Origin of the sequence: Dictyoglomus thermophilum H-6-12 (assembly GCF_000020965.1) — a bacterium.
Lineage (GTDB): Bacteria > Dictyoglomota > Dictyoglomia > Dictyoglomales > Dictyoglomaceae > Dictyoglomus > Dictyoglomus thermophilum.
The window spans coordinates 396,855-411,485 of sequence record NC_011297.1; the positions used below are offsets into that span (position 1 = coordinate 396,855).

A 14,631-nucleotide genomic window follows, 5' to 3' on the forward strand; every position below is an offset into this window, starting at 1 on the left:
AAATGACTCTTAGAAAAAGTAAAGGAAAGGAGGCAAAAAGAAGAATGTTTGATGTCTTGAGGGGGTTGATCTCAAAGGTTAGTGCAGACTACGTGGATATTCGATATGAGAAGATGAGTGAGACGAAGATTGTTTTAAACAACCGAGAAATATTCCAGTTAGGTACTAATACGGGAGACGGATTTGTGGTAAGAATACTTAAAAATGGTGGATTTTCTTCTGTAGCATTTACAAGAATTGAGGATGCAGAGAAAGCTCTGAAGATTTGTCTTGAGAATGCTGAATTAATCTCAAAAAATTCAAAGAAAAAGGTTAGGCTTGCAGAAGTAGAGGTTGTAAAAGACACTTTTATACCCAACTTGAAGGAGGATCCAAGAGCCGTTTCTATAGATGAAAAACTTGAACTTTTGATGCACTATAATGAGATTCCCTTAAAGTTTGAAAATATTACTACTAATATGCAGTACACTGAAGTTGTAAGAGAGAAGTATTTTGTAAGTTCGGAGGGCACAGAGATAAGAGAAGATCTAATAACTACTGGAATAAGAGGAATGCTTATAAGTAGAGATGGCTCTTTGGTGCAGAACGTAAGGGTAGGGATAGGTGGAAGTGATGGATTTTATAGATTGAGAAATAGAGAAGAGGAGTTTGAAAAGAAGACAAAAATTGTTCTAGACCTTTTAAAGGCAGAGCCAGTGATAGGAGGAGTATATAATGTGATATTAAATCCAGATATGACAGGAGTTTTTACTCATGAGGCCTTTGGACATTTTTCTGAGGCGGATTTGATCGAAGATAATCCATCTATGAGGGAAAGAATGAAGATAGGGGCTAAACTTGGCAATGATATTTTGACCATAATCGATGATCCTACTATACCAAATCAGTTAGGTTTTTATAAATACGATGATGAAGGAGTTAGAGCAAGAAGGACTTATCTATTGAAAGATGGTGTATTGGTGGGAAGACTTCACTCAAGGAGAACGGCGGCAGAGTTTGGTGAGCCTGTTACAGGACACTGTGTGGCAGAGGATTATAGATATCCTCCTATTGTAAGGATGGGGAATATATTTATTGAACCCAAGGATAAATCCTTTGAGGAACTTTTAGAGCTTCTTGGCGATGGTCTGTACATATTGGATGCAAAAGGTGGTCAGACTTCTGGTGAGAATTTTACCTTTGGTGCTCAATATGCTTTTGAGGTTAAAAATGGGAAAATAGGAAAATTACTGAGAGATATAAACATCTCAGGTAATCTTTACAAAACTTTAATGGACATTGTGGCTATTGGAAAAGACTTTGAGCTTTCAGAGGTTGGCGGTTGTGGTAAAGGACAGCTTAATATAAGATCTTGTCATGGTGGTCCTCATATATTGGTTAAAAATGTAGTTATAGGGGGTGTCAAATAATGCTTGAAAAATTAATTGAAATAGGCAAGAGATATACTGATGAGGTTGAGATATATCAAATTAATAGTTTTTCATCAGGGGTATCTTTTGAAAATGGGATATTAAAGGATATTGATAGTTCTATCCAATCAGGGATATCGCTAAGGATAATTAAAGATGGAAAATTAGGATTTTCATATACTAAAAACCTTCTTGATCCAGAAGGATTAGTAAAGAATGCTGTTGATTCTTTAAAAGGAGATATAAGGGTTGAATTCTCTTTTCCTGAGAGGAGAGAATTAAAAGTACTTAATACCTACGATCCTGAAATAGAAAATCTTACAAACACAAAGATGGTAGAAGAAGGCCAAAGAATCTCTGAGATATTATCGCAGGCTACAAATACACAGATTAATGTGGGAGTTGTTAAATCAGTATCAGAGATAAGAATAATAAATAGCAAAGGGGTTGATTATAGCACAAAAAATTCCTCCTATATGTGTTATGCTGCTGCAATGTATCCGGGATCTTATTCCTCAATCTCAAGGATAATTGTAGATAAAAAATTCAAAGAGTTTTCAAAAGAAGATTTTGAGTATATAACTTTTCTTTACAATAATTCTAAAAAAGAAGTAAAAGCGAAAAGTGGAAGAATGAAAGTAATGTTTTTACCTACTACCATGTATGTATTAATTTGGAGGCTTATTTATGGTACCAATGGTAAAAATGTGTACGAAAGAACCACTCCATTAATTGACAAGATAGGTACTCAAATTTTTGATTCCTCCATCACCATATATAATGATCCCTTTAATGATTCTCTACCTGGTGCAAGGGCTTTTGATGATGAGGGTGTAGAAAGCAGAGTCCTTCCTATAGTGGAGAATGGGGTTTTGAAGAATTTTTATTATGACCTCTATTATGGGAGTAAGATGGGGATTGGATCCACAGGGAATGGCTATAAAGTTTCTGATTGGGGTGGTGAAATTATTAGAGTAAGGCCTACTCCAGCCCTGGAACATCTTTATATGAAGCCAGGAGATAAGGATTTTCATGAGATGATAAGGCTTATAGACAAAGGAATAATAATAGCACAAGCCTTAGGAGCACATAGTGGAAATATTCCTAATGGCGATTTTTCCATTGGACTTTCTCCAGGATTGTATGTGGAAAATGGAGAGATTGTGGGACATGTAAAGGATGCAATGGTGGCTGGAAATATTTATGAGGTTATGAAGAAAGTAGTAGCTATTGAAAATAAAAATTATGTGGGTAACATGGGAGTTTTTCCATCTACTATCTTTGAGGATGTGAGTGTAGCCATAAGAGAATAAGGAGGATAAAAAAATGATTTATGTTGCTGATCCTAAGAGATATGAGAATATGATATATAGGCCATGTGGAAGGAGTGGGCTAAAGCTTCCTGTTATATCCTTAGGCTTTTGGCATAATTTTGGATACAATGATTCCTTTGAGAATATGAGAAATATGGTTAAAAAAGCTTTTGACCTTGGCATTACTCATTTTGATCTTGCCAATAATTATGGTCCGCCTCCTGGTTCTGCTGAAGAAAATTTTGGAAGAATTTTAAAACTTGACTTAAAGCCTTATAGGGATGAGATTGTAATTTCTACGAAAGCAGGATACAAAATGTGGGATGGACCATATGGTGACTTTGGGAGTAAAAAATATTTGATTGCAAGTCTTGATCAGAGTTTGAGAAGAATGGGAATTGATTATGTAGACATTTTTTATCATCATAGGCCAGATCCTGAGACTCCAATGGAAGAAACGATGGAGGCTCTTTATCAGATTGTAAGGCAGGGAAAAGCTCTATATGTAGGAATTTCTAATTATGGTCCCGAAGAAACAAGGCTCGCTTATGAGACTTTATCTAAGATGGGAGTAAGGCTTATTGTAAATCAAATTCTGTATAACATGTTTTTTAGAAAGCCTGAAGAAAAGCTTTTTAATGTTATGGAGGAGCTGGGCATAGGAGCTACCATATTTTCTCCTCTTGCTCAGGGGCTTCTTACTGAAAAGTATCTTAACGGAATTCCTGAAGATTCAAGGGTCAGAAAATCGGGTATTTTCTTAAAAGAGAGTGACATAACTCCTGAGAAGATTGAAAAAGTTAAGAAATTATCTCAAATAACAAAGGAAAGAGGGCAAAGTGTCGCTCAACTTGCTATATCTTGGATTCTAAGAAATAAAGTTGTCTCTTCTGTAATTATAGGAGCAAGTAGGCCTGAGCAAATAGAAGAAAATGTCAAGGCAATTTATAATTTAGATTTTTCAGAAGAGGAATTAAAGAGAATAGATGAGATTTTAGGATGATTCCTTAAAGGGGGGAGAATTTATTTCTCCCCCCTAATTTTTTTACTCTTCTACAAGTTCTACATTAGCAATATAGATTGTTGTTGCAATACTTTTTTCACTAATTTTCCCCATATCAAAAACTATAATATGCCCATCTTTTTTAGGAGTAAATTCCCACTCAAATTTCTGTACCTCAGGAGTTAAGTTGAAGGTTGTGCTTTCTACAATTTCCCAGGTTTGATCTTGAATTACCCTAACTTGTAAGTCTCTTTCTGCATCTGCTTTTGCTTCAAAGGTAAGCTTATATTTTTTGTTAGCAGGAAGAGGAACATGGGTTCCAAACTGTATATGCCAGAAAGCATCCCCAGGATTTTTAATCTTTACATAGAAAAATCCACCTTTAGCTCCATATTCTTCTACTTCTGCTGTTCCTTGAACCACAATATACCAATTGGAAGGAGCAGAAAACATTAGATTTTCATTAAAGACTCCAAGTTTGGTCACGTTAATTACTTGAGCTTTTCCTTCAGGAGTAGTTACTTCCGTTACTCCGGGAGCAGTTTCTTGTTGGGTTACTTGGGGTGAGCCTGCACATCCTGCAATAAATAGGATGAAACTAATTAGCAACAAAAAGATGTAAATTTTCTTCATATACAAAACCCCCTTCTGAAAAAAATTTGTAATTAGTTACAAAAATAAGTAAAAAAATAAAATTTAAAATATCCCCTTATTAATTCACCTCTCTCTCTTATTAACTTTTTAAAGTATATTACAACTTTAAATTTTCTTCAATGCAGTTTTAACAAAACTTTAATTGAAATATGAGTTCATCTCTTTTTAAAATATATCGTGAAAAATATAACGATAAAATTAGAACGATATGTTGGGGTATAAAAATGAAAAAATTGATTTTAACACAAGAGATAAGCTGTCAATATTGTTATAAATGTCTCAGAAATTGTCCCGTTAAATCTATTATGTTCAACAGGGGCAAATCCTATGTTATTGATGACGAGTGTATTTTATGTGGAGTATGTATCGAAGTATGTCCTCAGAGGGCTAGGACTTATGTAAGAAGTACCCATTTGTTAGATAGTTTTAAGGGAAAGCCTTTTTTAGTATCCATTGCTCCTTCTTTTTTTGCTCATTTTGATGAGCCTTTTAAGGTTATTACCTTTTTAAAGAATCTTGGGGCTGTTGCAGTACAAGAAACAGCAGTAGGAGCTGATATAGTTTCTCATCATTATAAAAAATTCATTGAAGGGAGAAAAAAGACATTTATCACTACTGCTTGCCCGGTAGTTTTTGAACTTGCAGAGAAATATTATCCAGAGGTAATTCCTTATTTGGCACCTTTTCTTTCTCCTATGAATGTGCATGCTATTTTTATGAAGAACTATTTTGGTGACTTCCCTGTAGTTTATTTTGGTCCATGCATAGCTAAAAAGAGAGATGGGGAAGATTATGTAGATCTTGCAATGACTTATGAGGAGCTTTCTTCTTATATAGAAAGAAGTAACGTTAATATAGAAGAACTTGAAGAATCTTTTCCCACACCTCCTTATCCTCAAAGGGGAAGAGTTTATCCAGTAAGTGGGGGGATAAATTCTACTCTTGAGGGAAGCTGGGAAAATTATCTTGTGGTTGAGGGAGTAGAAAACATCATAAGAGTTTTTGAAAATATCTCTTCCTATGGGGAAGGTTTTGTAATTGAAGCTTCTTCATGTTTTGGAGGGTGTATAAACGGACCAGCTATAAGGAAAGATATTGGAATTTTAGAGAAGAGAAGAAGAATTCTTTCCTATATGGAAAAATTAAGGGAAGTAGAAGGAGAGTCAATAAAGCCTCAACTCATTGATTTAGATATAAAAAGAAATTTCTCTTCTCAAAAAAAGATTATTGAGATTCCAGAGGAAAGAATACGCAAAGTTTTAAGAGAGATGGGAAAAGACAATCCTAAAAAAGAATTAAATTGTGGGGCTTGTGGTTATCCAACTTGTAGAGATAAAGCCATAGCTGTGATTCTTGGAAAAGCAGAGAAAGAGATGTGTATTACTTATCTTATTGATAAGGTGAGTTCGGTAAGCAATGCAATTATTGAAGAGTTTCCAAATATTGTCATTATATATAAAAATGGAAAGCCTATTTATTTAAATCCAGCCGGAGAGGATTTCTTCTATAACAAAGAGGCTTTATTAGACTTTGTCATTGAAGAAATAGATAGCGGAAAAAATCCTTTAGAGATAAGTATTGATGGCGATGAATATTACTTCTTTGTAAAGACTTTTAATTTACCCGATGATAACGGTAAAGTGGCATTACTTTTAGATATCACCAATGAGAAAAAGAGAGAAGATGAGCTGAATAAGTTAAAGAAAGAAAGTGCAGAGAAAATAGAAGAATTGATAAATCGTCAGATGCTTCTTGCTCAGGAGATTGCAAGTTTACTTGGAGAATCTATTGCAGAGACTAAGAGTCAGTTTGCTCAGTTTAGGAAGGTGTTAGAAGAGGATGCTAACTTGTGATGTGAATTTTGCCTTTAAAAGTAAAGAGGGAGAGGAAGTTTGCGGAGATTCCATTAAGATTAAGAGGAATGAGGATAGAGTAGTGGTTACCGTATCTGATGGACTTGGAAGTGGTATAAAAGCAAGCATTCTTTCTACTCTTACTGCCTCTTTAACTACTACTATGCTTTTTAACGATATGCCTGTAGATGAGGTAATGAAGAGTATTCTTGCAACTTTGCCCAAATGTAAAGTAAGGGATATAAGTTATGCCAACTTTTGTAGTGTGCTTTTTAAAGCTAAAGAAAATATCTGCTATATAGCAGAATATGAGTTTCCTGTGGTTCTTTTGTTCAGAAAGGATGACTTTATTGAACTTAAAAAAGAAAGATTATTTGTAGAGGATAGGGAGATAAAAGAAAGTTACTTTACCCCTCAAGAGGGGGATCTATTATTTATAATGACCGATGGGGTTTCACAAGCAGGCCTTGGCAGTAAGCTTTATCCTTTAGGGTTGGGAATAGAGAATATAAAAAGAGAAATTTTTAATCTTATCAGATATAAGCTTTCTCCAAAAGAGATTGTAAATCATCTTATTGATAAGGCAAAAAGATTGGATAAAGGGATAAAAGGTGACGATGCTCTCTGTTGTGCTCTACATTTTAGGACTTTTAATAGGTTGAATATTATGGTTGGGCCCCCGTCAGATTCTAATCTTGATGAGTATGTGGTTAATAGATTTATAAATATGCCAGGAAGGAGGGTGATATGCGGAGGTACTACTGCACAGATAGTAGGTAAGGTGATAGGTAGGGAGATTTCTCTTGACCTAAAAACTATATCAGAGGATTCTCCTCCTGTGGGATATATGGAGGGAGTAGATTTAGTAACCGAAGGAATAATTACTCTTACTCAGGTATTTAGATATCTTGATGGTCAAACCAATAAGGTTGGCTATGGAGCAAGTCTTATTGTTGACTTTATAGAAAAAGCAGATGAGGTTTGCTTTATTGTAGGCAAAGCTATAAATCCTGCTTATCAGAATCCTCTTTTTAGCTACGATATGTCCTTAAAGTTTAAGATTGTTAATGATATTGCCAAGATTTTAGAAAGAAAAGGAAAGATCGTTAATATTGAAGCTTATTAAAGGAGGTAGAAAGGTGAAGCTTAAAAGAAATTTTGCAAAGGTAGAAGAGATTCTTAAGAAGCATGGATATCGTAAAGATAATTTAATAAAAATCCTTTTAGATGTACAAAAAGAATATCGTTATCTTCCAGAGGATGTAATAAATTATATTGGTGTTGCTCTTGATATTTCTCCTGCAAAAATTTATGGTGTGGCTACTTTTTATGCTCAATTCTCCTTGAAACCTAAGGGTAAGTACACCATTCTTGTTTGTGATGGTACTGCGTGTCATATGGCAGGTTCTACTTCTCTTATTGGCGCAATAAAGGAAGAATTAAACATTGGTCCTGGAGAGGTTACAGAGGATTTAATGTTTAGCTTAGATCAGGTAGGGTGTCTTGGTGCTTGTGCTCTTGCACCTGTGATGGTCATAAATGAAGAAGTATATGGAAATCTTACTCCTGAGAAAGTAAAGGAAATTTTAAGAAATTTGAAAGAAAGGGAGATGGAAAATGCTTAGAACTATAGATGAAGCTATTCAGTATATCGAAGAGAAAAAGATTGAGAGAAAGAAGAAATTAGAAGATCTTAATGTTTATGTCTGTGTGGGTACAGGTTGTGCTGCAAAAGGATCATTAAAGGTTTATGAAGCGCTGAAAAAGATTTTTAAAGAGAATAATGTAAATGTTAATTTACAAAAATTAGATGATAATGAGGAAAGGGTTAGAAAAACAGGGTGTTGTGGAAGATGTTCCTCAGGGCCTTGGGTAATAGTTATGCCCTATGGATATTTTTACTCTGAAGTGAAACCTGAGGATGTCAAAGAGATTTATGAAGAAACAATACTTAAGGGTAAACCTGTGGAGAGACTACTCTTTACAGATCCTGCCACAGGCGAGAGGGTAGAAAGATTGGAAGATGCAAAATTCTATAAAGCACAATCCTTCTATATTATGGAGGATATAGGAAAGTGTGAGTGTGATAGTATTGACGATTATATGGGAAGAGGAGGATATCTCTCCTTCATTAAGGTTCTCAAAGAAGGGAATCCTGATTGGGTAGTAAAGACTATTAAAGATTCAGGGCTTCGTGGAAGAGGTGGAGCAGGTTTCCCTACGGGAGTAAAGTGGGAGATAACCAAAAATAGTAAAGGAGATAGGAAGTTTGTAGTGTGTAATGGAGATGAAGGTGATCCTGGAGCTTTTATGAATAGGACTCTTTTAGAAAGAGATCCTCATGCAGTTTTAGAAGGTATGCTTATTGCAGCTTACACTATAGGGGCTCAAAAGGGATATGCTTACATTAGAGCAGAATATCCTGTAGCAGTGGAGATGTTCCGAAAGGCTATAGAGGATGCAAAAAGATTAGGCCTTGTGGGAGAAAATATTCTTGGCACTGGTTTTTCCTTTGATATAGAGATAAAAGAAGGAGCAGGAGCTTTTGTATGTGGAGAGGAAACTGCACTTCTTGCTTCTATTGAAGGAAAAAGAGGAGTTCCTCGTCCACGCCCACCCTATCCTGCTCAAGTAGGTCTTTGGGGTTATCCAACTCTTATAAACAATGTAGAGACTTATGCTAATGTACCTAAGATCATAAGAGACGGTGCTGAAAATTATAGGAAGAGAGGAGTTCCTAATTCTCCTGGTACCAAAATGTTCTCTGTAACTGGGCCAGTAAGACTTACAGGAATAATAGAGGTAGAATTTGGCACTACTTTGAGACAGATCGTATATGACATATGTGGAGGGCTTACTGATGATAACGAGTTTAAAGCAGTGCAGATAGGCGGTCCTTCTGGTGCATGTCTTTCTGAGGCATTCTTAGACCTTCCATTGGACTATGACTCTTTAAAGTCTGCTGGAGCTATGGTAGGTTCAGGAGGTATTGTGGTCCTTTCCAAGAAGGCTTGTATGGTAGAAGTTGCAAGATTTTTCCTTGATTTTACAAAGAGAGAGTCCTGTGGTAAGTGTATTCCATGTCGTGAGGGGTTAATGCAATCTTACCGTATCCTTGAAAGATTTACTCAAGGGAAGGGAACTTATGAAGATTTAGAAAATCTGGAGTTTCTTGCAGGGCTTATAAAAACCGCATCTGCATGTGGTCTTGGGCAAACAGCTCCAAACCCTATATTAAGTACATTGAGACTATTCAGAGATGAATACATTGCTCATATTGAAGGAATATGTCCTAGTGGAATGTGTACTGCCTTCAAGAAATATGTGATAAATCCTGAACTTTGTAAGGGATGTGGTCTTTGTGCAAGATCTTGTCCTCAATCTGCCATCTCTGGTGAAAGAGGAAAACCTTATGTAATTGATCAAGAGAAGTGTGCTAAATGTGGAATTTGCGTTGAAAAGTGTAAGTTTAAGGCAATTGAAATTAGGTAAGGAGGAAGAATAGTTATGAAGATATATGTGGATGGAAAAGAAGTAATAATAAGAGATGATGAGAGAAATCTTCTTGAGGCCTTAAAAAATGTAGGTATTGAAATACCAAACCTATGTTATCTTTCGGAAACTTCAATTTATGGCGCTTGTAGGTTGTGCCTTGTGGAAGTAGATGGAAAAAGCATAGTTACTTCTTGTAATTTAAAACCTTATGAGGGAATGGTAGTTAGAACGAATACTCCTGAGATATATGAAATAAGGAAGGGAATTCTTGAGCTTCTCCTTGCTTCCCATAATAGGGATTGTACTACCTGTGAGAGAAATGGTAGCTGTAAATTACAAGAATATGCAGAAGCTTTTGGAATAAGGAAAATAAGATTTGATAATGTCATTAAAGATGGCGGAGTAGATGATAAATCACCTATAGTTAGAGATAACACAAAGTGTATTCTATGTGGTGATTGTGTGAGGGTTTGTGAAGAGGTTCAAGGTGTTGCTGCTATAGATATAGCAGGAAGAGGTTTTCAGTCAAAGGTAACTCCTGCCTTTGGACATAGTCTTGCCGATGTAGAATGTGTGTATTGTGGGCAGTGTGTTGCTTATTGTCCTACAGGAGCTCTTTCTATAAGAAATGATATAGACAAACTCTACAGAGTTTTGAAGAGTAAGAAAAAAGTAGTCATAGGAATGATTGCTCCAGCAGTAAGGTCTGCTATTCAAGAGGAATTTAAGCTTGATTCTGATCTTTTCATTGCTGGGAGATTAAATACTTTCCTAAAGATGCTTGGTTTTTCAAAGGTTTTTGAAGTACCCTTTGGAGCAGATCTTGTAGCTTATGAAGAGGCTCATGAATTTCTCGATAGATTGGAAAAGGGAGAGAAACTTCCCCAGTTTACCTCTTGTTGTCCAGCTTGGGTTAAATATGTGGAGGAATTTTATCCCACATATATTGACAACCTCTCTACAGTGAAATCCCCTCAACAAGCTATGGGAAGTGTCATAAAAGAGATTTATTCTAAAGAAATAGGTATTCCTAAAGAGGATATCTATTTGGTATCTATAATGCCTTGTACATCTAAAAAGTTCGAGGCTGAAAGGGAGGAACACAAAGGGGTAGTAGATCTTGTAATTACTACAAAAGAACTTGCTCAGATGATCAAAGCAAGTGGTATTGACATATCTTCTTTAAAGCCTGAGCCTTTTGATAAGCCATTTAATCTCTACTCTCAAGGAGGACTTGATTTTGGTAAAACTGGAGGAGTGCTTGGGACAGTACTTGCAGTAATAAATCATAAGGTAAAGATTAAAAATGTAAAAGAGGAGGAAATTGAAAAGGGAATAAGACTATTTAATGTGGAATTAGAGAATGGTAGAAATGTTAGAGCTATGGCCGTGCATAGTCTTGGTAAGGCAAAAAGAGTACTGAGGGATATAAAAGAAGGTATTCTTAATGTGGACATAATAGAGGTTATGGCATGCAGTTTTGGATGTATTGGAGGTGGTGGACAGCCTTATCCTAATGATAGTAAAGTAAGGCAAAGAAGGGCAAAGATTCTTTCTGATATGGTGAACATAAATCCTATAACATCTCCTCAGGAAAATCCATATCTCATGGAGCTTTATGAGAAGTACTTAGAGCATCCTTTGAGTCACAAGACCCACGAGATATTGCATACTTCTTACTCTCCAAAGAGAAGAGTACCAGAACAGGAAGTAGAGATATTACCTCTTCCAATTCCTGAGGAAGAAAAGATTAAAGTAAGGATATGTCTTGGAACATCCTGTTATATTAAAGGATCTTATAAGATTCTTTCTGATCTCATTGAAGTTGTAAGAAAAGAAGATTGGGCTAAAAATGTGGAGGTAGTAGGTACTTTTTGTACCGAAAATTGTAGTAATGCCCCTAATGTTCTTATAGATGATATACTTATAAGTGGGGCAGACACCAATAAAGTGAAGGAGATGTTAAGAGAGTATGTTAGGAGAAAGCAAGAAGGAGTATCTGATGTTTCCTAAAGCAACCCTTGAAAGGCTTAAGCTCTATCATAGGCTCCTCTCTGAGGAGAAAGAAGAGTATATATCTTCTGAGGAGCTTGGTAAGAGGCTTGGCATTCCACCTGAACAGGTAAGAAAGGATTTGTCATATCTTGAATATAAGGGAAAGCCTAAGGTAGGGTATCACGTTAAGAGTTTACTTGAAGAACTAAATAGACTTTTTGGATTAGACAAAAATGTGAAAGTAATAATAGTTGGAGCAGGAAACCTTGGTACTGCTCTTACTAATTATCCTGGTTTTTCCAATTACAACATTGAAATAGTAGGTATATTTGATAATGATCCTGCAAAGATTGGCAGAAAAGTGGGGGATCTTGTAGTTTTACCCTTGGAATATCTGGGAAGGGTTATAAAGAGATTTGATGTAGAGATTGGAGTAATATGTGTTCCAAAAGAGTCAGCCCAAGAGGTAGCAAATCTTTTAGTAGAAAATGGTATAAAGGCTATATGGAATTTTGCTCCTGCTCTAATAAAGGTGCCCGAAGATGTGATAGTCAGAAATGAGGATATAACTTTAGGACTTTTGACTTTAAAACATATGCTTGAAGTAAAAAATACCCAAGTTAAGCAAGGGTAAAAATTTGGTCTGCAATTTCTTTATCCTCTTCTCCCTCCTGGTGGCTTACCATCAGGAGGGTTATTTTTTTATCTTCAAGATGTTTTTTTAGAATGTTTTTTTCTTTCTTTTTCATTTCTGGATCGAGAGATTTAAAGGGTTCGTCAAGAATAAGCAGGTTGTGAGGGACAGATAGTGTTCTTACAAAAGAAAATATTTGCTGGTATCCTCCGCTAAGCTCTGATGGGTAAAGATGTAGAAAATCTTTTAAGGAAAAATATTCTATTAAATTATTTAGCATTTCTGTGTCTTTAGCAAAAAGCGCTAAATTTTCTTTCATAGAGAGCCAGGGAAGAAAGACAGCGTTTTGGAATTGAAAGGATATCTTAGGTTTTTCATAGAACTCTACACTACCTTCATCGGGGGTAATGATTCCTGCAATAATTTTAAGTAAGGTAGTTTTGCCTATTCCATTAGGTCCTTTTATTATAACTCTTTCTCCTTTATTTACTTCCATAAATACTCTGTCAAGAACTTTCTTTCCATCAAAGCTCTTTTTTACATTATTAACTCTCAGAAAAACCATAATTCCTATCTCCTTTCAAAATGCCCAACCTTATAAAGATAAATTCAAGAATTTTGCTAAAGACAAATAAAATTACTGCATAGGCATAAACCTCTTCGGTATTTAAAAAGGTCTTTGCATAGCTCAGAAGGAAGCCAATTCCACTTTCTCCCGACAGAAATTCTGCCATTGCTGTTATTTTTAAAGAGGAAATTATGGAATTGGCAAGAGTGGGAAGCAAGAAGGGTTTGAGGTAGGGAATTAAAAATTTTGTCAAATACTTTTTTCTGCTTATCGGGTATATTTTGAAAAGCTCTATATATTCTTTAGGAATATTATTTATAGCGTTATAGGTAATAAGGTAAAAGTTGGGGAATAGAACAATGAATACGGTAAACACAATAGTTTTGTTTCCAAAGCCAAACCAAAATAAAGCTATAGTAATCCATACGATTAGTGGATTACTCTGAAAAATATCAATGATATTTCTAATAGCACTGTAGAGGAATTTATTTTTAATACATCCAAGGAGAAAACCCAAAAATAGAGCAAGGGTAAACCCTCCTACAGATCTTAAGAGGGTTATAAAGAGATGATGGTAGAAATTTCTCTCACTAAAAAGTTCTAAAACCTTATATAGTACCTTATGGGGAAGGGGAAGAATAAGCTTGGAATTTATGGCACTCCCCATAAGGTACCATATGAAAATAAATATTATCCAAAAACTTATTTTAAAAACTAAAGAATTTCTCATCAGGTATATTCCCTATAGTTTGTGGGGCTTTTTCATATATGAATTCCAAATATTTCATTAGATCATTTTTGATGGAGATTCCTTGATAAATAAAGGATAATCTCTTTAGAGAAAGCTCTATAATTTTTTTATCTAATTTTAGTATTTCTGAGGCTTTTTCTATATAGTCTTTTGGATTTTGAGAAAGTCTCTTAAAGTTTTCTCTGAATATGAGATCAATTCTTTTTATTTCTTTTTTATCTATATCTCCTCTTACAGCTATAGAGGTGATGGGAAGAAGTCTTGCCTTTGCTATCTCTCTATAGGTTTTTTGTATGTCAAGAATTATTTTCCCTCCGTTGTTTACACACATGGAGACAAAAGGTTCTGGAAGTAATGCGTTGTTTATTTTTCCTGCTATAAAGAGGGAGGCTATCTCTTGAGGAGTAGAGTAATAAATATTAATCTTGTCCTTTAAGTTCTTTTCTTGTAGGTAAATGTTAAAGATTATATCTTGGGTAGATCCTTTTTGAGCAATATAAACGTTGTCTCCAATAATTTCTTCAAATTTTTTAGCCTTATTGCTCACCAGATAAAAGGAGGCAAAATTAAAGGTGGCAAGGTATTTTATATTAATACCTTTATTATATAGATTAACTAAGGTTGTAAAGGGAGCTATTATTACATCGTATTTATTATCTTTAGCTTTTATTACGAGTTCATCAATGGTTCTCCAGATGGTGAAGTTAAAATCAGGATTTTCAAGCATCATTGTAGAAAAGGGTATAACTGTTGGGCCTAAAGGAATTAACACCTCTATCTTTTTGTTTTGGGAGAAAACAGGATTTAGAATAAGTAATAAAAATAACATTGCTAAGAGCAATAATTTTTTATTCATTTTTTCATCCTCCTTAAATCGTTAATTATTTCACGATAAATTATAGCAAGAAAATTTTTAAAATATGTTAAAACTTTATTCACCATCCTTCTTTTGCTAT

Annotated in this window: 13 protein-coding genes; 9 read left to right on the plus strand and 4 right to left on the minus strand. The window is 35.0% G+C overall.

Annotated features, from left to right (window positions below):
* The first annotated feature begins 44 nt into the window (after positions 1-44).
* From DICTH_RS01880 to mgrA, 3 genes are read left to right on the plus strand one after another with little or no spacing between them, the layout of a single operon-like run.
* Positions 45-1,409 carry a TldD/PmbA family protein gene (locus tag DICTH_RS01880; RefSeq protein ID WP_041723167.1) on the plus strand — a complete coding sequence of 455 codons (1,365 nt, stop codon included), beginning with the start codon at positions 45-47 and terminating at the stop codon, positions 1,407-1,409.
* Positions 1,409-2,722 carry a TldD/PmbA family protein gene (locus tag DICTH_RS01885; protein WP_012548071.1) on the plus strand — a complete coding sequence of 438 codons (1,314 nt, stop codon included), beginning with the start codon at positions 1,409-1,411 and terminating at the stop codon, positions 2,720-2,722. Before DICTH_RS01880 ends, DICTH_RS01885 begins: the two co-directional genes overlap by 1 nt.
* Before the next feature lie 13 nt (positions 2,723-2,735).
* A complete protein-coding gene (gene mgrA / locus DICTH_RS01890) occupies positions 2,736-3,725 on the plus strand; it encodes an L-glyceraldehyde 3-phosphate reductase (protein ID WP_012548195.1) in 990 nt (329 codons plus the stop codon).
* Positions 3,726-3,767: 42 nt separating this feature from the next.
* Here mgrA and DICTH_RS01895 read toward each other — a convergent pair whose 3' ends face one another.
* Positions 3,768-4,358: a carbohydrate binding domain-containing protein gene (locus tag DICTH_RS01895; RefSeq protein WP_012548328.1), complete on the minus strand. Its 591-nt coding sequence runs from the start codon at positions 4,356-4,358 to the stop codon at positions 3,768-3,770.
* 245 nt (positions 4,359-4,603) lie between these two features.
* Here DICTH_RS01895 and DICTH_RS01900 point away from each other — a divergent pair, with 245 nt between their 5' ends.
* The 6 genes from DICTH_RS01900 to DICTH_RS01925 are packed head-to-tail and all read left to right on the plus strand — an operon-like array spanning position 4,604 to position 12,356.
* Complete coding sequence (locus tag DICTH_RS01900) at positions 4,604-6,232, plus strand: [Fe-Fe] hydrogenase large subunit C-terminal domain-containing protein (protein ID WP_041723169.1); 1,629 nt, start codon at positions 4,604-4,606, stop codon at positions 6,230-6,232.
* Positions 6,219-7,358 (plus strand): SpoIIE family protein phosphatase, encoded by a 1,140-nt coding sequence (locus DICTH_RS01905; protein ID WP_041723171.1) that lies wholly within the window; start codon positions 6,219-6,221, stop codon positions 7,356-7,358. Before DICTH_RS01900 ends, DICTH_RS01905 begins: the two co-directional genes overlap by 14 nt.
* Before the next feature lie 13 nt (positions 7,359-7,371).
* A complete protein-coding gene (gene nuoE / locus DICTH_RS01910) occupies positions 7,372-7,857 on the plus strand; it encodes an NADH-quinone oxidoreductase subunit NuoE (protein ID WP_012548490.1) in 486 nt (161 codons plus the stop codon).
* Positions 7,850-9,724: an NADH-ubiquinone oxidoreductase-F iron-sulfur binding region domain-containing protein gene (locus DICTH_RS01915; RefSeq protein WP_012547391.1), complete on the plus strand. Its 1,875-nt coding sequence runs from the start codon at positions 7,850-7,852 to the stop codon at positions 9,722-9,724. The genes nuoE and DICTH_RS01915 overlap by 8 nt, the downstream gene beginning before the upstream one ends.
* A gap of 15 nt (positions 9,725-9,739) precedes the next feature.
* Entirely contained in the window at positions 9,740-11,740 is a 2,001-nt protein-coding gene (locus DICTH_RS01920) for a [FeFe] hydrogenase, group A (protein ID WP_012548684.1), read from the plus strand.
* The gene (locus DICTH_RS01925) at positions 11,700-12,356 is read left to right on the plus strand and encodes a redox-sensing transcriptional repressor Rex (RefSeq protein WP_236608276.1); all 657 of its coding nucleotides are present in this window, start codon (positions 11,700-11,702) and stop codon (positions 12,354-12,356) included. The genes DICTH_RS01920 and DICTH_RS01925 overlap by 41 nt, the downstream gene beginning before the upstream one ends.
* On the opposite strand, the gene DICTH_RS01930 is transcribed toward DICTH_RS01925, so the two are convergent.
* Genes DICTH_RS01930 through DICTH_RS01940 form a run of 3 tightly spaced genes read right to left on the minus strand, consistent with a single transcriptional unit; the run spans position 12,343 to position 14,531 of the window.
* Complete coding sequence (locus DICTH_RS01930) at positions 12,343-12,921, minus strand: ATP-binding cassette domain-containing protein (RefSeq protein WP_012547619.1); 579 nt, start codon at positions 12,919-12,921, stop codon at positions 12,343-12,345. The genes DICTH_RS01925 and DICTH_RS01930 overlap by 14 nt on opposite strands.
* A complete protein-coding gene (locus DICTH_RS01935) occupies positions 12,902-13,654 on the minus strand; it encodes an ABC transporter permease (protein ID WP_012547841.1) in 753 nt (250 codons plus the stop codon). Before DICTH_RS01935 ends, DICTH_RS01930 begins: the two co-directional genes overlap by 20 nt.
* The gene (locus DICTH_RS01940; protein WP_012547118.1) at positions 13,632-14,531 is read right to left on the minus strand and encodes an ABC transporter substrate-binding protein; all 900 of its coding nucleotides are present in this window, start codon (positions 14,529-14,531) and stop codon (positions 13,632-13,634) included. The genes DICTH_RS01935 and DICTH_RS01940 overlap by 23 nt, the downstream gene beginning before the upstream one ends.
* Between the last annotated feature and the right edge of the window lie 100 nt (positions 14,532-14,631).

What these genes read in the sequence shown, in the direction of transcription:
- DICTH_RS01880 (WP_041723167.1), top strand. Translation starts at nt 45, where the DNA reads ATGTTTGATGTCTTGAGGGGGTTGATCTCAAAGGTTAGTGCAGACTAC.
- DICTH_RS01885 (WP_012548071.1), top strand. Translation starts at nt 1,409, where the DNA reads ATGCTTGAAAAATTAATTGAAATAGGCAAGAGATATACTGATGAGGTT.
- mgrA (WP_012548195.1), top strand. Translation starts at nt 2,736, where the DNA reads ATGATTTATGTTGCTGATCCTAAGAGATATGAGAATATGATATATAGG.
- DICTH_RS01895 (WP_012548328.1), bottom strand. Translation starts at nt 4,358, where the DNA reads ATGAAGAAAATTTACATCTTTTTGTTGCTAATTAGTTTCATCCTATTT.
- DICTH_RS01900 (WP_041723169.1), top strand. Translation starts at nt 4,604, where the DNA reads ATGAAAAAATTGATTTTAACACAAGAGATAAGCTGTCAATATTGTTAT.
- DICTH_RS01905 (WP_041723171.1), top strand. Translation starts at nt 6,219, where the DNA reads ATGCTAACTTGTGATGTGAATTTTGCCTTTAAAAGTAAAGAGGGAGAG.
- DICTH_RS01915 (WP_012547391.1), top strand. Translation starts at nt 7,850, where the DNA reads ATGCTTAGAACTATAGATGAAGCTATTCAGTATATCGAAGAGAAAAAG.
- DICTH_RS01920 (WP_012548684.1), top strand. Translation starts at nt 9,740, where the DNA reads ATGAAGATATATGTGGATGGAAAAGAAGTAATAATAAGAGATGATGAG.
- DICTH_RS01925 (WP_236608276.1), top strand. Translation starts at nt 11,700, where the DNA reads ATGTTAGGAGAAAGCAAGAAGGAGTATCTGATGTTTCCTAAAGCAACC.
- DICTH_RS01930 (WP_012547619.1), bottom strand. Translation starts at nt 12,921, where the DNA reads ATGGTTTTTCTGAGAGTTAATAATGTAAAAAAGAGCTTTGATGGAAAG.
- DICTH_RS01935 (WP_012547841.1), bottom strand. Translation starts at nt 13,654, where the DNA reads ATGAGAAATTCTTTAGTTTTTAAAATAAGTTTTTGGATAATATTTATT.
- DICTH_RS01940 (WP_012547118.1), bottom strand. Translation starts at nt 14,531, where the DNA reads ATGAATAAAAAATTATTGCTCTTAGCAATGTTATTTTTATTACTTATT.